We start from the raw sequence: 21,135 nt of genomic DNA, 5'->3' as shown, positions 1-21,135 counted from the left end.
GACAGTTGAAGGGCACTTCGGTGGCCTTTCATGTTGAAGTGCTTTCCGGCGAGCAGACCAGAGTGGACGCCTTCCGTTCACCTCAAGGAGGCTCGGGCTTGTGCAGGTGCACCCCTGGCGACCGACCCGCCATCAGGTGAAGTCTTCTTCAGTCAATTTCTGCTCTTCTCCAGTCCGACTCGCCGAGACTGCAGCATGACCAAGGACACGACGCCCGATACCGCTCCCATGACCGAAACCGGCGAAACCGTCACGCCTGACCACCCCGTGTATCAGCCTCCCAATGATGTCAAGGAGACTGACACCCTCGACGCCTCTGTCGACGGCACCAGCGCCGTTCATTACGGCGCCAACGATCCTGCCCTCTACGAAGATCAAGACGGCCAGAAAAAGGACTGAATCCCTCCGGCACACTGCACCGTCTCTGAACTCTTCCCCAGAAAAGAATCGCCCGCACCGACCGGTCACCGATCCACAGCAAGCTCATTCAAAAGAAAATCCCCTGTCTAGGACGGGGGTTTTCTTTTGGTGCCGGAGATGGGACTCGAACCCACACGGTTTCCCGCTCGATTTTGAGTCGAGTGCGTCTACCATTCCGCCACTCCGGCCCGCCCCTGCCCTCTACCTGCGGCACTGGCCCCGGAACTCTAGCGCTCAGGGACGGGCCAGCGCAACCGCGTTTCATCGCCTGACGACGGGCTCCGGGCGTCTGCGCTTGCAAGTTCCGCCCAGGGCGCGCAACATGCGGCCATGTCCTTTCCAGCCCTCCGCGTCGGGGATCCCGGCGCACACGGCGGCGCGGTGAGCGCCGGGGCCGCCACCGTCACCGTCGCCGGTCTGCCTGCGGCACGGGTCGGCGACCCCCACAGCGAGCCCCCTCCCCTGGCGGCCCACGGCCCACAGGTCATCGCCAGAGGATCGGCCACCGTCTTCATCGAGGGCCGACCCGCCGCGCGTGAGGGAGACCTCCTGGGGTGCGGCGCGGTGCTCAGCGCCACCCAGGCGACGGTTCTCATCGGCGGATGATGAAGGGAGAGACAGGTGGGCAGCCATGATCGGCGCCCTGCACGAGGCGCTGCGCTCGATGCTCTACAGCGACGGCAAGATTCCACCCGGCGACGTGGACATCACCTTCGCCACCCCCACGCGGGACTGGGCGGCCGCCATCAACCGGCCCACCATCAATTTCAACCTGTATGCCATCGTCGAGAACGCCCAGCTGCGCGAGAACGAATTTATGCATATCCGTCACGACGCGCGCGAGACCAAGCGCCTGCGCCCACGCCGCATCGACCTGCGCTACGTCGTGACCACGCATTTCAAGTCGCAGCTGCCCGAACTCGACGACCAGGAATGGCAGGTGCTGTGGCGGGTCCTCGCCACGCTGGTCCGCAATGCCGACTGGCCCGACGACCTGCTGCCGGCCGAGGTCCGGGCGCTCGACACGCCGCTCCAGGCGCAGGTGGCCCAGGCCGAAAGCGCCCCACGCGTCTCGGAGGTGTTCAGCGCCCTGGGCATCCCGCCCCGGCCTGCGCTGCACTATGTCCTGACCGCGCCCCTGGACCTGAACATCGAGCAGCTGCGGAGCCTCGCCGTGGGCCTGAGCTTCAGCATGCGTGACCCCTCCGGCGGCCTGGCGCAGGAATCCCGGCGCTATGCCTGGACCCTGGTGGACGGTGCGGGCGAGCCGGTCGTGGGCGCCGAGGTCCGGCTGCCCGACGGTCCCGGCTTCAGCGTCAGCGGCAACGACGGCCTGTTCACCACCCGCTTGCCACACGACGAGGTCGCGCAGGTGCTCGTGCGTCTGGCGGGTACGGCCATCTGGCATCTGCTGCGCACCCTGCCAGGCGAGTACCGGGTGGTCTTCACTCCAGAGGTTTCTTCGGCGGCAGGTGGCCCGGCCGAACTGCCCGCCTGAGCCGGCCACCTCCGGCCCGCCGCTCATCCGGCCGGGCCGGAAAACGCCACAATGACCTCCGATGATCTACGTCAATGCCGTGATGTTCGCCGTCTTCACCGTCTTTTTCTGCTGGGACGAGAGCCGCGTGCTGCCGACCGGCGACCTCTGGCAGAGCGTCGGAGCCGGAGCGGGCGCCCTCGTGGCCATGACGCTTCTCCTGAAGACCCTGCGCCCGCTGTACGTCCGCTGAGAACTCCCGGCGGAGCCACCGAGCCGGACCATGAAGGCCTCCTGACCCCCTCGCCGCGCCGCCCCGAAAGAAGACCGTGAGAGCACGCCCCCTACAGTGCCCCCAGAAACACGGCCGGGCACGGTAAGGCCCGGCTGTGGGGAGCCCACGCCATGACTGAACTCGCACGTCTCAAGTCGCGCCGCCCGGAAACCCGCGGCCTGCTGCTGGGCCTCGCCCTCCTCTGCTCCGGCACCGCCTGGGGACTGGCCCCTCAGCAAGTCCTCCACCTGAGCCTTCAGGTAGAGGCGCGGTGCGAGGTCGCCGGCCAGACCCCGGACGTGCTGACCCTGCGCTGCACACGCGGCTACCAGCCCACGGAGGAAGCGGCGGCCCTGCTGGGTCTCGCCACGTCGCCCCTCCAGCCGGTGCGGCTGCTCGGGGTGCGGCGTGACGAGTCGGGCGGGGACCTGGTGGACTACCGGCGTCTCGCCCGGCCCGAAGGCTACCAGCTCGACTTCTACTGAGCGGAGCGGCCCGGCTGGGCCTGCACAGGTTCAGGGCAGCGGCTCGCAGCGGGACGTCTCCTGGCCCGCCCGAAGGGTCGCGCGGCAAGGTAAGCCCCCGTCCTCGTCGGGCTGCACCTGTACTGTGACCGGTGTCGCCTGCCGGGGCACGAGACTCCAGCCCTCGTCGTCGGTGGTAGGCCCGCCGGGCAGGTCGATGCGGCCATAGCGGACCGGCGTACCGTCAGGCCGCAACAGGCGCACCCACATGTTCTGGATGAAATTCGAGGTCCAGTCCACCGTGACGATGCCGTGCGGGGCGAGCGCCACCTCGCGGTTGTCCTCGACCACGCTGACCGTGAAGGGGATACGTTCGAAATCCGGCGTCAGGTTGACGGTACGCGCGGCGACACTGAGCATCAACAGGGCGTCGCCGCGCGCATCGGCCACGACGCTCTGCCCGTTGATGACCAGCGGCAGCCCCGGTACCCCTGTCCTGACGAGGACGCCGTGCCCGAACTGGTCCTGCGTGAGGTACGCCCGGCCCGCCACCCACGCGGCGGTGGCGGCTCCGGCCACGCTGAAGTCCCCCGTGGTCGCGGCACTGACCGAGGCCAGCACGTTGCGGTTGTAGTCGTAGCGGAGGCTCGCCGCAGGCGTCTGCCCCGTCTGGGTGGTGATGAGGCTGCTGAAGGTGTGCGCGGGGCTGGGCTGGTAGCTCACCTGCGTCGCCAGGACGGTCTGCGGTCCGCTTCCGACCGTGCTGGCCGTGAAGGCTCCGGCCAGTACGCTGACCTTCTCCCAGGGGGTCCAGTTCAGGCTCACGCCCAGCCGCCAGCCCAGGGTGCCGGTCCCGTCGGTGCGGAGCGACCCCTCACCGCCCAGGCTCAGGCGGTCGGACAGGCGGCCCGTACCGTTGAGGCTCACGCCGTATTCCCCCGCTCCGGGCGCGGCCTGAAGGCCCAGCGTGGTCACGAACCGGGGCCGCAGCATCGACACCTGCCCACGCAGCAGCGACGCGCCCAGGTCGGTGGGGACGACGGCGGCATTGACCCCCACGCGCCACTCGGCGCGGGTGTAGGTCGCGTCGCCGGTCAGCACGACGGGCGCGCGCAGCCGGGAGTCGTAGCGGACCGAAAAGCCCGTATTGAAGGCCGGATCGGTGTAGCGCACCGACGCCTGGACCCGCTGCTGCTCGGCCGACGCCAAGACCTCGCCCGCGACGCTCCAGCGTTCGTTCAGGCCGTACACGCCGGTCAGGGCCGCCGCCGGCATCAGGCCCGAGGTGCCCCGGAGCGTGCGGGCCTGCACGCCGACCTGTCCCTGCGCCGCGAGCGCGCGCGCCGCCACGACCACGTCGGCCGAGGTGTACCCGTAACGCTGCGTGCGGATGCCGGTCGCGTCGAGAATGCTGACCTCGACCGTGCCCGACGGTGAGGCGAGCGGAATGTTGCGCAGGGTCAGGTTGCCGGCCGCGACCCGCACCCGCCGCAGCGAGCTGCCGTTCACGACGATGCTCACGTCCGCGTCCAGCGGCAGGGGCACCACGAGTTGCGGCAGGCGGTAGGCGCGCGTGCTGCCGGCCACGAAGGTCAGGCCGCTCACCCGGTCGGGGCTCAGGCCCCAGACCGCAGACGCCGCGCTGCCGTCCGGCACGGTCACCGGGGGGGCGGCATAGTCGGCGTAGGCCACGGCGCCCACGCTCAGGACCGGGCTCAGGTCGTACAGCGCCGCCGCCTCGGCCCCGAAGCGCTGCGCTCCGGCCTCCGGCGACCCGGCGTCCAGCCCCGGGCGGAGCAGCCCACCCTCGCTGACCTGGGCATAGGTCTGGACGCGCGCGTTCTGGTAGTCCAGGCGCAGGGCGGCCGTATGGGTGACCACACTGCCGGGCAGCGTATCCAACACCAGCAGGCTGCGGCGCAGGTCACCGCGTACCCCCACCGAGAATACCGGCAGCACCGGGCCGTCCGGGGCCGCCTGCGAGGCGTCGGTGCCCAGGTCCAGCACGCCGCCGGGCAGCAGCGCCAGTTCGGGGCGGATGTCCAGTGTCAGCTCGCCGGCGTCGAAATTCACGCTCAGGGAAGACTTGAGCCGCACGAAATCGCCCGCCTCGCAGGTCACCGTCTGCGCGACGTACCCGGCCTCGCTGGGGCGCAGCACCCCCGGCGACACCCAGACCTCCCCCCCGGCCAGAAAGGCCAGCGTGCCGCCCCGGCCCTCGCCGTTGACGGTGGTGTCGACGAAGGTCGGGGTCTGGGCGCAGAGGTCGGTGGCCGTGGCCGGCACGGCGCTGGTGGGGGCCGCCGGCGCCGGGAGCGGCGTCCCCTGGGTCTGGGCCTGCGCGGCACAGAGGGTTCCGGCACACAGCAGCGCCGCCGTCAGGGTCAGGAGCGGCCATCCAGGGGTGCGGTTCGCCACGTCAGTTCACCCGTCCTAGCGCGCCACAGCGGCGCGCTGTTCCTTGTCGTCGGCGTCCTGGTAACGGGCCTCGACCACCGCGCCGGCCGGCAGCGCCGCAGGCAGCGCCAGCGCCAGCGTACTCTTGCCCAGAACGGCGTTGCTGCCGATGGGAAAGGTCTGGTCGCCGCTGACCAGGCGCAGCTGCCGCAGGGTCAGGTGCCGGTTGCCGCCGTTCGTGACCTCCAGGGTGGGGGTCTGGCCCCCGGCATTGATGCGGAAACTGACCTTCGCGGCGCTGTCGGGCGGGGTCACGTAGACCGGCAGCGAGATGTTGATGAGCCGCGACAGGTTGATCTGGGCGTCCTGCTGGTCGGCCTGGGCAGTCGCCGTATCCAGCACCTGCCGCACGAACACCCGGTAGGTCATCTCGTCGGCCCCGGCCTTTTTCAGGACCCCCACGCGGATCACCTGCGCGCCCTGCGGCCCGAGCTGGAAGGTCGCCGGATTCACGACCACGTCGCGGGTGGGCACGTAGGACACCTGGGTCCCGTCCATCGTCCACTTCATGACCTCGACCCGGAATTGCAGGGGCTGGAGGGTCTGGTTCTGAAGGCGGACCTGCGCCGTGTTGGTGCGCTCGGGGTTGATGTTGAACGCGGTGGGCGTGAGGCTGAACGACTGGGCACCGGCCCCGCCGCACAGGCCCAGGGCCGCCCATAGCCAGACTGCTTTTCTCAAGGTCATGCTCCTTACAGGGGGGGGGCCAGCGGTTCGGTCCCGATTTCCAGATTCGTGCGGTAGGTGCCGCCCACCAGCTTCCACTGCCCCGGCTCGGCACGCAGGCTCAGGGAAAAGTCCCGCTCGCCCGACACGGTCAGGTCGGCGGGAAGATCCGTGAGGGACATCACCGCCTCGCTCTGGCCCGCGCCGAGAAACCGCAGCGCCGCGTTGGCTCCCAGCAGCGGTCCCTCCGGGGTACTCAGGCGCACCACGTAGGTCTGGCCCGCCGGGCAGCGCACCCTGAAATTCAGGGTTCCGCGCGCGCCCGTGGGCACCTGATAGGTCATGACCGAGCTGCTGACCGGCCCGATCTGACAGGCGGCCGGGGGAAAGACGGCGCTGGCCCCGGCCATGCCGCCGAGCAGGGCCAGGGGGACGAGCAGCCTCACACCTGGGATGTTCATTCCGGATTCACCTCGGGGCACAAACAGGCAACCCGGCCGCGCGGCGGTGGGTTGCCTGGAGAGGGAAGGCTTTACTCGTCGTAGTTGAAGTTGATGACCAGGTCACCCTTGTACAGACCACCGGGCACCGACCAGGCGCGGTTGCCGCCCGTGCCCGCGCCGCCGACCTTGAAGCTGGCCAGCAGTTCGTAGTACTGGTAGCCGCCAAAACCATAGTCCGGCACGCGGCTGTTGCCCTTGCTGAAGGACATGACAAAGGGGTTCTCGGGGCTCCAGGTCGCGTCCCTCTTGATCAGGATGGTGTCGCCCTTCTGGTTGGTCAGCGTGACCGTTTCCGGGGTGACGATGTTCAGGACCGTATCCTTGTTACAGTCCACGGCCATCACCATCTTGTCGCTCACGGTGTTGTTGGTGACCGCGTTGACCGTTCCCAGGCTGAGGGTGTCGTAGGTCTTGTCCAGGCCAGCCTTGCCGTTGTACTGCGGCGTGGTGTAGGCCATCACGCAGAAGTTGTTCACCTGAAGGGTCAGGGGCGTGGTCTGGGACCCGGCGACGCTGGCGGCGGTCGCGGTGGTGGCGAGCAGGACGGCAGTGGTCAGCAGTGCGGTGCGCTTCATCTTTTCTCCCCTTTTCCCATGTCGCTCATGGGCAAAGCCAGTCGGTATGTTTCGGTCGGGTCCGGTAGATGCGATGTAAATATCGTCTGGGTCTTCGTTTCCTCCCCCTCTCGCTCCACAACCGAGCTTCCAGCAGCGCCGCCCGGCCACTCCCATGCTTTCTTAAGACTTTGCTGCTGTGACATAAATGTAAGGCATGAGCGTTAACTGAGCGTTATTCCTGTGCCGGGTCCAGCTCACCCCAGGTCGCTGCGTCTGCCGGAGCGTCCGAAAGGGCATTGCTCGCTCCGGCAGACGTGCCGGACTCTCCGGCGGGTATGCGCGCTCCTGCCGCACTGCCTGTACGGGTCAGGAAGATTGCCCCTGTGCAGACGGCCGGTCGGCCCACACCTCGGGGGTGCTATGCTTCGCCCGTCACCGGGGGTGTCGCGCTCGCAGCGCGGCTGAGATCAGACCCCAATGACCCGATGCGGTTCATACCGCCGTGGGGAGCGTGACGGCCGGCCGCCTCCGCGTGCGCACGGCCGCCTGCTTCCCCCTGTCCAGAAGGGGGAATTTTTGTTGCCGTACAGTTTCATTCCGGATGTCCTCACCGAAGACCTGCGCCCGCAGGCCGCCGCCCTGCTCGGCCACCCGCTGTGGCGCGCGGTACAGTCGGGGACGGCGACGCGGGCGCACCTGCGGACCTTCGCGCTGCAAGACGCCTGGCTGGTCGGGCACTCGCGCCAGCTCGAGGCCCTGCTGCTGGCCCACGCGCCGGACGAGCGCGCCCGCGCGGCGCTGCTGGGCAAGTGGACCGCCAAACAGAACTTCTCGGCCCCGGAGGACCCCGGCCACCTGCTGCACTTCGGGCGGGCCTTCGGGCTGACCGAGGCCGAGTTCGCGGCGGCCGAGCCTCTGCCGGGCTGCGCGGCCCTGACCATGAATTTCTATTACGCGCTGGCCCACGACGGCTTTCTGGGCCTGCTGGCCAGCGTGGCCGCGAGCGAGAGCGTCTTTATCGCCATCTGCGATCTCGCGGGACCGGCGCTGGTGCGTGAGTACGGCCTGACCCCCGAGCAGGTGGCCTTCTTCCCGCTCCACGACGGCCTGAAGGCAGGCGTAGACGGCGGCGAGGCCGCCCTGCTGCGCGAACTGGCCCTCACTCCACAGGCGCGCGAGACCGTGACCCGCACCGTGCGGCGCACCTACGCCTGCGAGAAGCTGTTCTACGACACGGTGTACGCCGTCACCGGACCGGAGTGAACACCGGCGGGACCGCTGCTCCGGCCCTGGAGGTGCGCGGCGCGTCGCTGGGTTACGGCGCGGCGGCCCCCCCGACCACGCCGCGACCCGGTGACCCTGTGCTGGCCGGGCTGTGGCTCGACTTTCCGGCCGGAGAGGTCACGGGGCTGCTGGGGCGCAGCGGCTGCGGCAAGAGCACGCTGCTGCGCGCCCTGGCCGGCCTGCACGACTTCTCGGCCGGAGAACTGCGCCGGGGGGGCGAACCGGTCCCCGCCGCCTCGCAGCGGGGGCGCGTGGGTTTCGTGCCGCAGCGCCCGGCCCTGCTGCCCTGGCGCACGGTGCTGGGCAACCTGCACCTGAGTGCCGAGGTGCGGGGGCAGCCCCAGGACCGGGGCGCCGCGCTGGAACTGCTCTCCCGCTTCGGGCTGGAGCAGACGGCCACGCTGTACCCGCACCAGCTCTCGGGCGGCATGGCGCAGCGGGTGGCGATCCTGCGCGCGGTCCTCACGGGGGCCGAGGTCCTGCTGCTCGACGAGCCGTTCAGCGCTCTGGACGCCCTGACCCGCCAGGACATACAGACGTGGCTGCGCGGGGTACAGCGCAGTTTCCGGCCGACCACCGTGCTCGTCACCCACGACGTGCGCGAGGCGACCGCGCTGTGCGACCGCGTGGCCGTGCTGTCGGGCAGCCCGGCGCGCGTGGGGCTGCGGCTCGACCTGCGCGGCCTGACTCCCGCAGGGCAGCGCGCGGCCGAGGCCGACATTCTCGCGGCCCTGCAGGGCGGCCCTTGACCGTTCCCGGTCGCCTGCGCCCGGCCCTGACGGGACCGGTCTCCCTCGGCTTGGGCGTGGCCCTGTGTGCCGAGGCGGCGGCGCGCCTGGGCTGGGTCGCGCCCTATATCCTGCCTGCTCCCAGCGCCGTGCTGGCGGCCCTGTGGCGCAGCGCCCCAGACCTCGCCCGGCATGCGGCCCAGACCCTGCTCGAAACGGGACTGGGGCTGGCCGCAGCGGCCGTGCTGGGGGCCGGCGCGGCGCTGGCGCTGCACCGCCTCCCGGCCCTGCAACGTGCGGCGCTGCCCTGGCTGGTCGTGTCCCAGACGGTGCCGCTGGTGGCGCTCGCCCCCCTGCTGCTGCTGACCCTGGGCTTCGGACTGCTGCCCAAGGTGCTGCTGGTCCTGCTGGGCAGCTTCTTTCCGGTCGCGGTGTCCACCCTCGACGGCCTGTCGCGCGCCGACCCCGACCTGCTGCGCGTCACCGCGAGCCTGGGCGCGTCGCCGGGCCAGCTCGACCGCCTCGTGCGCTGGCCGTCGGCCCTCCCGAGCTTCTTTTCAGGCCTGAAGGTGGCGGCGACTTACGCCGTACCCACCGCCATCTTCTCCGAATATCTCGGCGCATATGCCGGGCTGGGGTATGTCCTCCAGACCAGCGTGAATGCCCGCGCCACCGACCTCATGTTCGCGGCCGTCGCCGTATGTGCGCTGCTCAGCGTGGGGCTGGTGGCCCTGACCACGGCCCTGTCCCGCCGCGTCCTGCGCTGGCTGCCGCCCCAGCCGCCCTTCTGAGCCAGAGGAAAATCCATGAACACATTGTCTGTCGCTGCCGCGCTGCTGCTCGCTCCGCTCTCCCTGGTACAGGCCGCGCCTGCATCCGCCACCGCCCCTGCCCGCGCCGCCGCACCCGTACCCGTCACCGTCGCGCTCGACTGGGTGCCGAACCTCAACCATATCGGCCTGTATGTCGCGCAGGCCCGGGGCTGGTACGCGGCGGCGGGTCTCAAGGTCACGCTGCTGCCCTACGGCTCCGTCAGCCCCGACACGCTGGTTCTCGCAGGCAAGGCCGACCTCGGGATCTCGGGGGCCGAGGGCGTGACCACCGCCGTGGCCGCCGGGCAACCGCTCGTCAGCGTGGCGGCCATCTACGCCACCAACACGGCGTCTTTCGCGGTACTGGACGGATCGGACATCCGGCGGCCACGCGACTTCGACGGCCGGGTCTACGCGGCCTTCGGGGCGCCCTACGAAACGCCGATTCTCCAGACCATGATCCGGCGCGACGGCGGTCAGGGCACCTTCCGCAGTCCGGCCCTGAACGTGTTCGGCCTCGACGCCCTGCTGGCGAAGCGCGCGGACTTCATGTGGGTTTTCGGGGCGGTCGAGGGCGTGCAGGCGCGGCGCACGGGCCATCCGCTCCGGACCTTTTCCATGAAGGACTACGGCGTGCCGGACTATTACACGCCGGTCTTCACCGCCGACCGCCGTACCCTGCCGGCCCGGCGCGACCGGCTGCGGGCCTTCATGGCCGCGACGGCGCGGGGGTACGACTACGCCCGTACCCACCCCGCCGAGGCCGCCCGCCTGATGATCGACACCGCCCCGAAAGGCAGTTTCCCCGACCCCGGCGTCCTGCGAGACAGTCTGGCCGAACTCGGACGTCAGGGGGCCTACCGCGCCCCCGGCCGCCCCTGGGGCGAACAGACCCTGAAGATGTGGACGGAGTATCCCGCTTTCCTGCTGAAGGCGGGCGCAGTGAAACTGCCGAACGGGCAGAGCGCGCGGCAACTGGATTTCCGCAAGCTCTTTACCGACGAGCTGCTGCGCCGCTGAGCGCAGGTCCGGCGAGACCGGGCCAGCCTTCCGGACACGTCGGAGCCGACCCGCTGCCCCTACAGGCGGCGGGTCTTTTCATCCTTTCAATAGTTTCACCATTGCAGGCTCAAAAGTATTAGAGTCTTGCAGGTATGAACAGCGACCGGCCCCCCGATCCCCCGACCCCCGCATCTTCCCCCGGTCCCCCGGACGAGTCGGCCGAGGCCGTGGCCCGGACCGTGGGCCGCTCGCTGAAGCGCTACCAGGGCTATGTCAACGCCTACACGCAGCGTCTCAACGAGGCCGACCACGAGGACACGCAGCTGTCTTCCCGGCAGATCGGCGTGCTGTTCCAGCTGCGCGCGCACGGTACCCAGAACGTCTCGGCCCTGGCCCGGTCCGTGGGGCTCACCCTCTCGGCCACCAGTCACCTGCTGGAACGGCTCGTCCAGCACGGGCTCGTGGTGCGCAGCGAGGACCCCGACAACCGCCGTCAGAAGCGGATCGCGCTGAGCGATCAGGGCCAGGGCCTCCTGGGCCGCCTGGAACGCGACGCCCTTCAGGCCTACACCCTGCTGCTGCTCCATGCCCCGGCCGACGTCCTGGGCGAACTGCGCTGCTGCCTGGGCCGCCTCGATCCCTATCTGCCCGCCAGTCCCGGCGAGTTTGCGGCTCAGGCCAGCAGGGCCCTCTGCCCCCATCCCCCCACCCCCTCCCCTACCCCCGAGGATCAACCGTGACCCAGACCTCTCCACCCGCGACGACCGGACAGCACATCAACTACGCCGAAACCCTCGATCTCCGGACCAAGCAGCTGATCGTGGCCGGCGTGCTGCTGGGCCTGTTCCTCTCGGCCCTCGACCAGACCATCGTGTCGACGGCGCTGCCACGCATCGCGCGCGAACTCGACGGCCTGAGCCTGTATTCCTGGGTCACGACCGCCTATCTGCTGACCAGCAGCGCGATGGTGCCCATCTACGGCAAGCTCTCGGACCTGTACGGCCGCAAGCCGATCCTGATGATCGGCATCGTCATCTTCCTGCTGGGCTCGGCGCTGTGCGGGCTGTCGGGCGAGCCGTTCCTGGGCAACCTCTTCGGCGGCGGCATGATGCAACTCGTCGTCTTCCGGGGCGTGCAGGGCATCGGGGCGGCGGCGCTGGCTTCTGTGGCCTTCGCCATCGTCGCCGACATCTTCGCGCCGCGAGACCGCGCCAAGTACCAGGGCCTGTTCGGGGCCGTGTTCGGCCTGAGCAGCGTCATCGGGCCGCTCCTGGGCGGCTTCCTGACCGATAGCCTCAGCTGGCGCTGGGTGTTCTACGTCAACCTGCCGCTGGGCCTGATCGCGCTCGCCTTCATCTTCGCCAAGATGCCCCGGCTCGCCAGCGGCCTCAAGGCCAAGGTGGACTACCTGGGCGCGGCCCTCATCATCGTGTTCACGGTGCCGCTGCTGCTCGCGCTGACCTGGGGGGCCGACGGCAACTACGCCTGGGGCAGCCCGCAACTGCTCTCGCTCTTCGCGCTCTCGGCAGCCGCCCTCGTGGCCTTCCTGTTCGCGGAGTCGCGTCATCCCAGCCCCATCGTGCCGCTGGGCCTGTTCCGCAACCGCACCTTCACGTGGGTCATGATCTCGCGCTTCCTGGTGGGGGCAGGCTTCCTGGGGGCCATCCTGTTCCTCACGCTGTTCCTGGTGAACGTCCGGGGCTTCAGCGCCACCGGGGCGGGCACGGCGACCATTCCCCTCACCATCGGCTTCATCATCGGCGCGCAGAGTGCCGGTCTGCTCGCGGCGCGCCTGGGGCGCTACAAGTGGCTCATCGTGGGGGCCCTGAGCCTCGCCACGGTGGCCTTCATCTGGCTCTCGACCATCACGGCCGACACCTCCTATCCGATGCTCGCCGCCCGCATGGTGCTGGTGGGCCTGGGCCTGGGCCCGACCGTCTCGCTGTTCACCCTCGCCGCGCAGAGTGCCGTCTCCCGCCAGGAAATCGGGGTCGCCACCAGCAGCGGTACCTTCTTCCAGCAGATGGGCGGCACCATCGGCGTGGCCCTGTTCGGCGCGGTCCTGACCTCGGCGCTCGGCACGCAGTTCAAGACCAACTTCGCCGAGGTGGTCCGGAACGCGCCCCCGCAGCTCCAGAGCCAGCTGGCGACCGTCCAGAACGGCAGTGGCGGCGCTCAGGGCGGACAGGCCTTCGATGCCGAGGCCGCCAAGCAGAAGGCCGAGGCCGGCATCAAGGCCGGGTTCGCGCAGCAGTACCAGACCATCGAGACGGCGGTGCGCAGCGGCGACCCTGCGCAGTTCGCGGCACTCAAGCAGAACGCCCAGCTTCCTGAAGCCCTGCGCAGCGGCCTCGCCGGGGTTCCGGATCAGGCGGTGCAGTCCCCGGCCGGCCAGACCCAGGTCCTGACCCGTGTCCGGCAGAGCTTCGACACGGCGCAGACCGAGGTGCTGGCCCAGACCGACCGCTCGCTCGACGGGGTGAGCCGCGCCATCAAGGTGAGCTTCGCCAACAGCGTGGCGCGCATCTACGCGGTCGGCATCTTCGTCATCGCCCTGGCGCTCATCGCCGCGCTGTTCATCCCCGACCGCCGCCTGGGGAGCCGCGATCCCCAGGCGGCGCCCGTGATGGACGCCCACTGAATCCCCACCTGAACCCGGCGCCCTGAAGGACGACCGGAACCCTGGGCAGGCGACGTGTAACAGCGTCGCCTGCCTTTGTCGTGACAGCCACCGGGGTGACCGGGGCCATGTTCGGGGCAGAGCGACCGGCGCCTCTTCTGGCCGATCAGCCTGCGCAGGCTCAACGACGAGAAAGGACGCCACCCCTGCCGAGGCGGCGTCCAGACTGCGTGGAATGCAGAGGAGCCCCTCTGCGAAAAGCCTATTGGACCTTGACGGTGATTTCGAGAATTTCGATCTGGCCCGGCTGCAGGGTGGTCGCGGCGCAGGTCACGGTCGTGGTCCCGGCGTCCGCCCCGGTCCCGGCAGCAGTCGCCACGGTGGGCGATGTGACGACCGTCTTGTTGGCCTGGTCAGAGGAGTAGACCGTGCAGGTCGCCGACACGTACTGCAGACCCCTTTGCAGCTTGTCGCTGAGTCTGAAGTTGCTGATGCCCGTGTTGTAGTTGTTCTTGGCGATGATGTCGTACTTGTAGGCCTGCTGGGGCAGGTAGCCCTGCGTGGCGAGGGCGTCGTAACCAGCGGGATTGCCGATTTCGGTCGCACTGGGCGCGCCACTGGAGGGCACACCGGGATTCCCGGTCACCTTCTGCGTGTTGGCAGCGGGCGTGGGCGGGGTCGCCGCGGCCCCCGTGGTCTGGGTGAACTTGCCCGTCACGACTCCACCGGCCACGCTGACGACCAGCAGGTTGTTGGTGTCCGTCAGGCTCAGGCCACTTCCGGGGCCCTTCGTACTACTGTCGCTGTATACGCTGCTGGCCGTCTGCTGGAGGGTCGGCGCGGGCAGCGGCAGGGTCCCGGCGGTCGCCGAGGTTCCGGTCGCGGCGGCGTCCGCCGGGATCGTCACGGTGGCCGTCAGGGGCGCCGACGTGTTGGGCGCGACATTGCTGACGGTGTAGGTGTTGAAGGTGACGCCGTTGACCGTCGTCGTGCCCGTCTGGGTCACGTTGGTGCCGCTGTAGACCACCGGCACGGTGCGCGTCGAGTTGTCCTTGAGGGTCACGGTGACGTAGCCGCTCAGGGTATAGCTGTCGGTGTAGGTGCCCGTGTTGGCCACGCTCATCGCGTAGGAGACGGTCGAGCCGGGCGTACCCGTCTGCGACTGCGCGGTGTTGGGGTTGACCGCCAGCGGCTTGGTGGGGGGCGAGGTCAGGCTCGAGGTGTCGCCGAACTGGGCCTGGGTCGGTTGAATGGTGTCGGTGGTGAGGTCACTGACGTTCGGGTTGTTGCCCGAGGTGGCCTTGATGATCAGGTCCAGCACGTGCTGGTTGGGCAGCGAGTTGCTGTCGGGGTAGGTGACCTGGGTGGTGTAGTCGGCCGACGCGTTTGCGCCGACGGTCACGGAATCGATGGGGTTGTTGTTGGCGTCCAGGAACTGCACCGTGACCGTCTTGCCGTCGGCGTTCGTTCCGGTGTAGGTGCCGGTCGACGTCTTGGTGAAACCCGTCACGGCACCGGCCCCGGTGCTGTTGACGGGAAGCAGCGAGATGGTGTCCGTCAGCGTCCCGCCGTTGGTGACCGTGTTCTTGAAGCGCACGACGTCGGGGTTGGCCGTTTCGGTATCGGCGGGCGGATAGGCGAACTGTTGATCTCCCGAAACGGTGATCAGGGTGGTGCCGGGGGCCGTGCCGCTCGCGGGTGGGGCGCCGTTGCCGGAGGTGGGGGGCGTGGTGGCCGTGTAGCCGGGCGTGGGTGTGGTCGTGCCGGGGGGGGTCACGTTGCCGCCGGGCGCGGTCGGACTGTTGGCGAGCACGGGGTCGTAGATCTTGACCACCGTGAACTGCAGGTCGGTGGTGGCCGCCGGGGCCGCGCTGGGCGTGCCGCTGGATACGGTCTGCCCTTCTCCGAGGGTCTGGCCGGTGGTGACGCCGTTGGCGGTCGTGCCGGTACCGACCACGGTGCCGACCGGGGAAGCCCCGTACAGCGTGCCCGGGGCCGCTCCGGCAGGAACCACGAACGACTGGGTCACGGTGATGTAAGCGTTGACCGGCAGCGTGACCGTTCCGTTATTGGCCGTCACAGCGGTCCCGGCCGAGTCGGCGTAGGTATAGGTGACGGCGCTGGGCGACAGCGACCCGATCCCCGAAGTGGCGTTCGCCGCCGAGTTGCCCGTGGTGTTGGCCGCAATCTGCACGTTCAGCGGCGTGTTGCCGTTGTTGACGAGGTAGTACGTGTTCGTCACGGTGTCGCCGGGCTTGATGTCGGTCCTGTAGTCCGGCGCGGCGATGGCCGAGTTGATCCCGTTGGCCTTGTTGCTGTCCGTTCCACCGCCGTCGGCCGCACCGGAGCCGTACACGATGTCGAAACCGGGCAGGGGCAGCACGGTCGTTCTCACCGTGTTCGAGGTGCCCGTAATCGTCTGGGCGGAGTTGGCAGGATCGGTAAAGCTGGACGTCGCCACGTTTTCGATGGTGACGCCGCTGGCGGTGTAGTTGTTGGGATTGGGGGTGGGGGCCGCCGCCGCAGCGACGCCGGTCGCCAGGGCCGCCATGAGTGTGATAAATTTGGTATTCCTCTGCATATGCCTCCTGGCCCGTGAACTGACTGAACACGGGAACTTCCTGCTCTTAACAAACACCACATGTCGCAACAGTTTCCTGACTTGTCGCATGCCCCCCTTGGGGGGATTTACGGCAAGGGTATTTTCGCCGTCGCGTGACTGACGGCAGAAATCGGCCGCTGCGGAGGCCGCGAAGGGCCGGCAGGTCCCTATCCCCCACGGGCCAGGGCCGCCGCCCAGACTCATAAACAGCTCATCAGCTGACCCGGAGGAGAGCAACCGGGTCAGGCAGAGGGGGTCAGGGAGGTCGGTCGTGCCGGGCCGCCGGCGCGGCGAGCGTTCGGCCCTCGCAGGTCCTACTGCCAGTGCGCGGCCAGTTTCAGGGCGACGGCCTGAGCCGCGTCCACCCCTTCGGGCTTGATGAGGTAGTCGTCGGCCCGCAGCGCCCGGATCTGCGCCTCATGCGAGCGCGAGGTCGTCAGCATGACCACCTTGAGTTCCGACAGGCGCTCGTCCTGCCGCAGCCGGGTCAGGACCTCCGCGCCGTTGAGCTTGGGCATGTTGTAGTCCAGGATGACCATCTTGGGCAGCCGGTTGTCGCGGCAGGCGGCTTCCAGGACTTCGAGCCCGGCGGCTCCGTCCTGGGCCACTTCCAGATCGACCTGCACGTGCGCCAGCTCGAAAGCCGTCTCCAGCAGGAAAACGTCGAGGGGATTGTCTTCTATCAGCAGCACGTAGGGGGGTTGTCGCCCAGTCACTCCAGTCCTCCGGCAGGGTCGAGGCACGTCCGTTCCGGCTCCACGCGCAGCCTACAGTTTCCGGCAACTGCTCAGCGTGGGTTCATCATGCCTCATGGTCGGGCAGCACAAACCCGAACGTCGCACCATCGCCGGGATTGTTTTGTGCAATGACGGTGCCCCCATGCCGGGAGATGAGGCGCAGGACGGTCGCCAGACCGACCCCGGTCCCCTGGAAGTCGCGCTCGGCATGCAGGCGCTGGAACAGCCCGAACAGCTGCTCGCGGTAGGCGTCGTTGAAGCCCACCCCCTGGTCCGTGACCTTGATGGCCCAGCCCCCAGGAACGCGCTCGCTCCAGACGCGGATACAGACCTCGGCCGAGTGCTGGGAGTATTTCGCCGCGTTGGACAGCAGGTTGGTCAGGACACGTTCCAGACTCTGCGCGTCGCCCCAGACCTCCGGCAGCGGCCCGATCTGCCAGGTGATCGGGCGGTCGGGGTACTGCATCTCCGTGTCGGTCTGGCTGGCCTTGACGAGTGCCCCCAGGTCTACGGGCACCTTGTGCAGCGGGGCCTGGGACGCCTGGGACAGCGAGAGCAGACCGTCGAGCAGATTCGTCATGCGCTCGGTCGAGAGGCCGATGTAGTCGATGTACGTGCGGGCCTTCTCCGGCAGCTCGTCGGCGTTGCGCAGCAGGAGCTCGGCGAAGCTCTTGATGCGCCGTACGGGCGCGCGCAGGTCGTGCGAGATCCCGAGATTGAAACTTGCCAGTTCGGCGTCGCGCGCCTGGATTTCGCGGGTGCGTTTCTGGACCTGGGCCTCGAGCAGTTCGCTGTGCCGCTCCAGCGCATGCTCCACGGCGCGCTGGCTCGTGAGGTCCACGAAATAGCCCAGAATCGCCGTGTCGTTGTCGGCGGTGTAGCGCATGATGGTGAGCTGCACCTCGCGGCGCTCGCCGTCGGGCCGCTGAAGCATCTTCTCGTAGGTGGGCGTGGCGTCCTCGAGGAGCACCCGCGTGACCGAGGCGGTGTCGAGGGCGTGGAATTCCGGCGGCGTGGTGGCGCGCCAGTCGATCTGGCCCTTCTCGAAGGCGGCGCGGCTCTGGCCGATCAGTTCCAAGTAGGCGTCGTTGACGAGGCTGACCTGGCCGTCCTTCGTGCCGACCGCGATGGGCGTGGGCGAGCGCTCGACGATGCTGCGCAGCAGACGCTCCTGGTGCTGGAGCTGGGCCGTCATCTTGAGGCGCACGAGCACCTGGCCGCTCAGGGAGGCCAGAATTTCCAGAAAGAGCTGTTCCTCGGCCGTGAAGTGGTGCGGTTCCTCGAAATCGAGCACGAGCACCCCCAGCACCTGATCCTGGGAGCTGATGGGAATGACGGCGCTGGCGACCGGCGCGGTCTGGCCGGTCTGTTCCTCGAGGTGCGGGTAGGCCCGCGCGAGGTCCCCCTTCGAAGGGAAATACTGGGCTTCGTGGGTCATGAAACTGACGCTGGCCGGAGAGCCGGTCTGGATGGGGCCGTCCTGCCAGATGGACGGGGCGTCCTGCCGCTCGGCCTGCGCCGCTACCCGCTCTAGACGCTGCTGGGCCGGGTCGGGCAGGAAGATGGCGCCGGCGAGCGCCTGAAGCCCCTGCTGGGCCGTGGAGAGGACCACTGGAAAGATGGCACCGACCTGCTCGACCTGGGAAAGGGCGTGGGTCACCGTCAACAATTGGTGCAGGAGAGAGGGCGAGGTGACCTCAGACATTATTCCACTGTAGAGGTGGGGGAGCGCCGGCTGGGCAGCCGGTGTTGGGCAAACCTTTGAGGAGGGACCGGGGCCAGGTGGGCGGCCGTTCAGCGCACCAGTGGCCCCAGGCGCACGGCGAAGGGAAAGCCCCGCCGCGCGTCCCAGTCCAGCCGCCAGCCGAAGGCCCCGCGCAGGCCCGGAAAACGGGCCCTGGCCCGCGCGTAGGTCCGGGCCGCCGCGTCCTCCGTCCAGTAGTCGGGCAGGCCCGCGTGCAGCCCGAAGCCCACCACGACATGCTCCGCCCCCAGCAGCCTCACCCAGGTCGCCAGGTTGTCCAGCAGGTACGCCGGGTCGCCGAGCTGCGGGCCGCCGTAGTACTGCGGCGCGCAGTAGTCCAGGGCCTGGGCGCGCAGCATGGCGGCGCACAGCCGCTGGTCGGCCGGATTCCAGGGCGCGGGCGGCGCGGTGATCAGGAATCCCGGATGGCGGCGCTTGAGTTCCCGCCCCACCCAGATCAGCTCGGGGACGTTCGGGGCCGCCTGTCCTTCGAAGGTATTGAGGTCCAGGCCGTCGAAGCCTTTCCAGGCCGCGTAGAACCGGTCCACGCTCTCGACGAGGCGGACCGACGCCGCGCGGTCGTTCAGGCGCACGGCCTGTCCGGCCCCGCCCACCGACAGCAGCACCCGGCGCCGCTGGACCCGGCGAACGAACTGGAGGTCTTCGGCCCAGTGGGTCCAGGCCCCGTGGCCGTCCCCGGGCGGGGTGAATTCCAGGGTGCCGGGAGGCCGGCCCGGCGCGGGGGTCGCCGCGAACAGGTAGATCAGGGTGTAGTTGGGATAGACCCCGCGCAGCCGGGGCAGCTCCTCCCCGAAGGTCGCGTAGTACGTGCCGAGCAGGCGGTCGGGAAGACGCGGCACGCCTGCCCCGGCCGGCGGCACAGGCGCGCCGGCCAGCAGGGCGAGCAGCAGGCCCCGGGAGCGCCGCCTCAGCGGTCCTCTCCTTCCACGAGGAAAAACCCCAGGTCGTGGTCGGCCGCGGCGAAGCCCCACCGGACCCGGAAGGTCGCCTGACCCGGCGCGGGGCCGCCGAACAGCAGGGTCACCTCGTGGACGGTGCCGTCGAAACCGAAGCTGCGCTGCCCCGCCTGCTGCGCGAGCCGGGTCAGCCGGGCGAAGCTGAGCAGGTCCAGCACGGCCGCCTCCTGCCCGGGCACGAGCGTCCGGGGCTGTTCCCAGCGCAGCAGATACGCTGCCCCCAGGGTCCAGCGCACTTCCAGGCCCTGCACGTCGAGGTCGCGGGGCGAGACGTTGCGCAGCCGGACCTCGCGGGTGGCCCCCGGCCCGAACACCATGCGGTCCCTGGGGAGAAAGCGGCCGAGCAGCTCGGCCCTGTCCTGCACGAGAAGCCGCTCTTCCTGGAAAAGACAAGCCGTGGAGGTCATGCCCCCAGCAGACCCCGAAACACATTACAGCGTCGTTAATTTCACGGTCTCAGGACGGGATCGTCGCCCGGACCCGGCCGTAACGCTCCTGCACGTCGGCGCGGTCGCTGGGATTCTCGATCTTGCCCATCGCGTCGTGCACCATCAGGTCCGCGTGGTGCAGCAGCGCGTGGCGCCGCTCCGGCCCGCGCAGACACAGGGCGACCTCGTTCACCACCTCCAGAAACCGGATGACCACCGCCGGGTCCCCCGCCCCGTACTGCCGGATCGGCCGGAACATCGTGTTGACCAGGCCGGTGAAATCCGTGGTCGGCACGATCAGCCGCAGTTCGCCGCCGTGGACATGGCAGCCGTTGGGCCATTCCCGGTCCCGGAGGCTGCACAGCGCGTCCCCGAACCGGTCGATCACGTCAATGGCCGTGACGGGATCGTTGGTGCTGGGGCTCAGGGCGCGCGCCGCCACCTCGGTCAGCTGCCGCACGCTGTATTCGAGGTCCTGCCGGGACACCCGCTCGTCGCCCAGCAGCAGCGTGTCGAGCGTCCGGGGGGGCAGGACCGGCTGGCCCTGCGCGACCGCCATGTGCGGAAACACGTAGTCGCCTGTCCGGACGAGAAGACGCACCACCGTGCCCGCCTGCGCGGCGCGCTGCGTCAGGGCCGCGATGTCGACCTGCTGGAGGTAGCCCCCACCCGTGGCCCGCAGCGTCTCACTGCCCTCCCAGAAGTCGGGCGGCGGAATCCGGCAGCCCGAGGCCTCGGCATCGGGCCGGGTGACCTCCTCGAGGGTCAGGCGCAGGTCGTTGCGCAGCAGATTGACCACCCGGGTCATGTTGATGTTGCCCGTGACGTGCGCGAGGTAATACACCAGCGCGGCGATGCAGCCCAGCGCCAGCAGCAGGGCGAAGGTCACGTTGTAGTGCGGGACGAAAGGCACGTCCTCGCCGCCCTGGACGCTGCGCAGGGTATAGAGCGAGAAGGCGAAGGTGGCGATGAAGGTGCCCAGCGTGACCTGGTTGCCCCGGTCGCGCGTGAAGTTGTCGAGCAGGCGCGGCCCCATGCTGCCCGCCGCGTAGGAGAGGGCCGCGATGGTGATCGAAAAGACCGTGCCCGCCACCCCGATACTGCTGCTGGCGATGGCCGAGAGCAGGCTGCGCGATCCCGTCTCGCCGCCGCCGTACACGAAGGAGAGGCCGGGCAGGACCCCGTAGCGTTCCTCGAGGTGGATGCCCAGTTCGGCGAGCAGGAGCGCGGCCAGGGTCATGAGGGCAGGGACGAACCAGAATTGCCGGCTGAGCTGGCCGAGCCGGAAGAGAAGGCGAGACATGCGCCCACCTTCGGGGCAGACCGGCGCGGTATGGGGCGGGAACTGCTCAGGTTTTCTTGACCAAGGGAAGCGCCTGTGGC

At 69.3% G+C, this 21,135-nt stretch carries 21 protein-coding genes, 1 tRNA gene and 1 riboswitch; of the genes, 11 read left to right on the top strand and 11 right to left on the bottom strand.

What is annotated here, in order from left to right; translation table 11 throughout:
• Nucleotides 1-195 precede the first annotated feature (195 nt).
• Nucleotides 196-399 carry a hypothetical protein gene (locus tag DGO_RS03465; RefSeq protein ID WP_014684100.1) on the top strand — a complete coding sequence of 68 codons (204 nt, stop codon included), beginning with the start codon at nucleotides 196-198 and terminating at the stop codon, nucleotides 397-399.
• A 127-nt stretch (nucleotides 400-526) separates the two neighbouring features.
• Here DGO_RS03465 and DGO_RS03460 read toward each other — a convergent pair.
• A tRNA-Leu gene (locus DGO_RS03460) sits at nucleotides 527-608 on the bottom strand.
• 142 nt (nucleotides 609-750) lie between these two features.
• On the opposite strand from DGO_RS03460, the gene DGO_RS03455 reads away from it, so the two are divergent.
• The 4 genes from DGO_RS03455 to DGO_RS03445 all read left to right on the top strand — a co-directional run bounded on the left by DGO_RS03455 (nucleotide 751) and on the right by DGO_RS03445 (nucleotide 2,656).
• On the top strand, nucleotides 751-1,026 hold the full coding sequence (locus tag DGO_RS03455) for a PAAR domain-containing protein (protein ID WP_043800915.1): 276 nt from the start codon (nucleotides 751-753) through the stop codon (nucleotides 1,024-1,026).
• A 25-nt stretch (nucleotides 1,027-1,051) separates the two neighbouring features.
• Nucleotides 1,052-1,918, top strand: a complete 867-nt coding sequence (locus DGO_RS20945) for a Pvc16 family protein (protein WP_014684098.1) — start codon at nucleotides 1,052-1,054, stop codon at nucleotides 1,916-1,918.
• Nucleotides 1,919-1,979: 61 nt separating this feature from the next.
• Nucleotides 1,980-2,150 carry a hypothetical protein gene (locus DGO_RS23750; protein ID WP_014684097.1) on the top strand — a complete coding sequence of 57 codons (171 nt, stop codon included), beginning with the start codon at nucleotides 1,980-1,982 and terminating at the stop codon, nucleotides 2,148-2,150.
• 152 nt (nucleotides 2,151-2,302) lie between these two features.
• The gene (locus DGO_RS03445; protein WP_014684096.1) at nucleotides 2,303-2,656 is read left to right on the top strand and encodes a hypothetical protein; all 354 of its coding nucleotides are present in this window, start codon (nucleotides 2,303-2,305) and stop codon (nucleotides 2,654-2,656) included.
• Between the two features lie 30 nt (nucleotides 2,657-2,686).
• Here DGO_RS03445 and DGO_RS03440 read toward each other — a convergent pair whose 3' ends face one another.
• The 4 genes from DGO_RS03440 to DGO_RS03425 form a co-directional block, all read right to left on the bottom strand.
• Nucleotides 2,687-5,053 carry a hypothetical protein gene (locus DGO_RS03440; RefSeq protein WP_043800913.1) on the bottom strand — a complete coding sequence of 789 codons (2,367 nt, stop codon included), beginning with the start codon at nucleotides 5,051-5,053 and terminating at the stop codon, nucleotides 2,687-2,689.
• Between the two features lie 15 nt (nucleotides 5,054-5,068).
• The gene (locus DGO_RS03435) at nucleotides 5,069-5,773 is read right to left on the bottom strand and encodes a fimbrial biogenesis chaperone (RefSeq protein ID WP_169330991.1); all 705 of its coding nucleotides are present in this window, start codon (nucleotides 5,771-5,773) and stop codon (nucleotides 5,069-5,071) included.
• Nucleotides 5,774-5,784: 11 nt separating this feature from the next.
• Nucleotides 5,785-6,219, bottom strand: a complete 435-nt coding sequence (locus DGO_RS03430) for a hypothetical protein (protein ID WP_014684093.1) — start codon at nucleotides 6,217-6,219, stop codon at nucleotides 5,785-5,787.
• A 71-nt stretch (nucleotides 6,220-6,290) separates the two neighbouring features.
• Nucleotides 6,291-6,836, bottom strand: coding sequence for a hypothetical protein (locus DGO_RS03425; RefSeq protein ID WP_014684092.1), 546 nt, complete (start codon nucleotides 6,834-6,836; stop codon nucleotides 6,291-6,293).
• 409 nt (nucleotides 6,837-7,245) lie between these two features.
• A riboswitch (TPP riboswitch) is annotated at nucleotides 7,246-7,345 on the top strand.
• 49 nt (nucleotides 7,346-7,394) lie between these two features.
• On the opposite strand from DGO_RS03425, the gene DGO_RS03420 reads away from it, so the two are divergent.
• The 6 genes from DGO_RS03420 to DGO_RS03395 all read left to right on the top strand — a co-directional run bounded on the left by DGO_RS03420 (nucleotide 7,395) and on the right by DGO_RS03395 (nucleotide 13,285).
• Nucleotides 7,395-8,081: a thiaminase II/PqqC family protein gene (locus tag DGO_RS03420; protein WP_014684091.1), complete on the top strand. Its 687-nt coding sequence runs from the start codon at nucleotides 7,395-7,397 to the stop codon at nucleotides 8,079-8,081.
• Nucleotides 8,078-8,851, top strand: a complete 774-nt coding sequence (locus tag DGO_RS03415; protein WP_050920672.1) for an ABC transporter ATP-binding protein — start codon at nucleotides 8,078-8,080, stop codon at nucleotides 8,849-8,851. The genes DGO_RS03420 and DGO_RS03415 overlap by 4 nt, the downstream gene beginning before the upstream one ends.
• Nucleotides 8,848-9,621 carry an ABC transporter permease gene (locus DGO_RS03410; protein ID WP_169330990.1) on the top strand — a complete coding sequence of 258 codons (774 nt, stop codon included), beginning with the start codon at nucleotides 8,848-8,850 and terminating at the stop codon, nucleotides 9,619-9,621. Before DGO_RS03415 ends, DGO_RS03410 begins: the two co-directional genes overlap by 4 nt.
• Nucleotides 9,622-9,636: 15 nt before the next feature.
• Complete coding sequence (locus DGO_RS03405) at nucleotides 9,637-10,662, top strand: ABC transporter substrate-binding protein (protein ID WP_043800898.1); 1,026 nt, start codon at nucleotides 9,637-9,639, stop codon at nucleotides 10,660-10,662.
• A 134-nt stretch (nucleotides 10,663-10,796) separates the two neighbouring features.
• Nucleotides 10,797-11,384 (top strand): MarR family winged helix-turn-helix transcriptional regulator, encoded by a 588-nt coding sequence (locus tag DGO_RS03400; protein ID WP_014684087.1) that lies wholly within the window; start codon nucleotides 10,797-10,799, stop codon nucleotides 11,382-11,384.
• Nucleotides 11,381-13,285, top strand: a complete 1,905-nt coding sequence (locus tag DGO_RS03395) for an MDR family MFS transporter (RefSeq protein WP_014684086.1) — start codon at nucleotides 11,381-11,383, stop codon at nucleotides 13,283-13,285. Before DGO_RS03400 ends, DGO_RS03395 begins: the two co-directional genes overlap by 4 nt.
• Before the next feature lie 241 nt (nucleotides 13,286-13,526).
• Here DGO_RS03395 and DGO_RS03390 read toward each other — a convergent pair whose 3' ends face one another.
• The 6 genes from DGO_RS03390 to DGO_RS03365 form a co-directional block, all read right to left on the bottom strand.
• Nucleotides 13,527-15,845: a hypothetical protein gene (locus DGO_RS03390; protein ID WP_014684085.1), complete on the bottom strand. Its 2,319-nt coding sequence runs from the start codon at nucleotides 15,843-15,845 to the stop codon at nucleotides 13,527-13,529.
• 335 nt (nucleotides 15,846-16,180) lie between these two features.
• A complete protein-coding gene (locus DGO_RS03385; protein ID WP_043800886.1) occupies nucleotides 16,181-16,582 on the bottom strand; it encodes a response regulator in 402 nt (133 codons plus the stop codon).
• 85 nt (nucleotides 16,583-16,667) lie between these two features.
• Nucleotides 16,668-18,308 (bottom strand): sensor histidine kinase, encoded by a 1,641-nt coding sequence (locus tag DGO_RS20940; protein ID WP_083847191.1) that lies wholly within the window; start codon nucleotides 18,306-18,308, stop codon nucleotides 16,668-16,670.
• A gap of 89 nt (nucleotides 18,309-18,397) precedes the next feature.
• Entirely contained in the window at nucleotides 18,398-19,207 is an 810-nt protein-coding gene (locus DGO_RS03375; RefSeq protein ID WP_050920667.1) for a glycoside hydrolase family 18 protein, read from the bottom strand.
• Between the two features lie 68 nt (nucleotides 19,208-19,275).
• Nucleotides 19,276-19,731 (bottom strand): hypothetical protein, encoded by a 456-nt coding sequence (locus DGO_RS03370; protein WP_145975239.1) that lies wholly within the window; start codon nucleotides 19,729-19,731, stop codon nucleotides 19,276-19,278.
• Between the two features lie 49 nt (nucleotides 19,732-19,780).
• Nucleotides 19,781-21,055 carry a DUF2254 domain-containing protein gene (locus DGO_RS03365; RefSeq protein WP_043800884.1) on the bottom strand — a complete coding sequence of 425 codons (1,275 nt, stop codon included), beginning with the start codon at nucleotides 21,053-21,055 and terminating at the stop codon, nucleotides 19,781-19,783.
• Between the last annotated feature and the right edge of the window lie 80 nt (nucleotides 21,056-21,135).

The organism is Deinococcus gobiensis I-0 (genome assembly GCF_000252445.1).
Lineage (GTDB): Bacteria > Deinococcota > Deinococci > Deinococcales > Deinococcaceae > Deinococcus > Deinococcus gobiensis.
The sequence above is the reverse complement of the archived record's forward strand: the minus strand, read 5'-3'. Positions and strand labels throughout refer to the sequence as shown.

Excerpts from the sequence above, each read along its gene's own strand:
- DGO_RS03370 (WP_145975239.1), bottom strand. The coding sequence starts at position 19,731 with ATGACCTCCACGGCTTGTCTTTTCCAGGAAGAGCGGCTTCTCGTGCAG.
- DGO_RS03400 (WP_014684087.1), top strand. The coding sequence starts at position 10,797 with ATGAACAGCGACCGGCCCCCCGATCCCCCGACCCCCGCATCTTCCCCC.
- DGO_RS23750 (WP_014684097.1), top strand. The coding sequence starts at position 1,980 with ATGATCTACGTCAATGCCGTGATGTTCGCCGTCTTCACCGTCTTTTTC.
- DGO_RS03445 (WP_014684096.1), top strand. The coding sequence starts at position 2,303 with ATGACTGAACTCGCACGTCTCAAGTCGCGCCGCCCGGAAACCCGCGGC.
- DGO_RS03455 (WP_043800915.1), top strand. The coding sequence starts at position 751 with ATGTCCTTTCCAGCCCTCCGCGTCGGGGATCCCGGCGCACACGGCGGC.
- DGO_RS03425 (WP_014684092.1), bottom strand. The coding sequence starts at position 6,836 with ATGAAGCGCACCGCACTGCTGACCACTGCCGTCCTGCTCGCCACCACC.
- DGO_RS20945 (WP_014684098.1), top strand. The coding sequence starts at position 1,052 with ATGATCGGCGCCCTGCACGAGGCGCTGCGCTCGATGCTCTACAGCGAC.
- DGO_RS03390 (WP_014684085.1), bottom strand. The coding sequence starts at position 15,845 with ATGCAGAGGAATACCAAATTTATCACACTCATGGCGGCCCTGGCGACC.
- DGO_RS20940 (WP_083847191.1), bottom strand. The coding sequence starts at position 18,308 with ATGTCTGAGGTCACCTCGCCCTCTCTCCTGCACCAATTGTTGACGGTG.
- DGO_RS03430 (WP_014684093.1), bottom strand. The coding sequence starts at position 6,219 with ATGAACATCCCAGGTGTGAGGCTGCTCGTCCCCCTGGCCCTGCTCGGC.
- DGO_RS03465 (WP_014684100.1), top strand. The coding sequence starts at position 196 with ATGACCAAGGACACGACGCCCGATACCGCTCCCATGACCGAAACCGGC.
- DGO_RS03405 (WP_043800898.1), top strand. The coding sequence starts at position 9,637 with ATGAACACATTGTCTGTCGCTGCCGCGCTGCTGCTCGCTCCGCTCTCC.
- DGO_RS03365 (WP_043800884.1), bottom strand. The coding sequence starts at position 21,055 with ATGTCTCGCCTTCTCTTCCGGCTCGGCCAGCTCAGCCGGCAATTCTGG.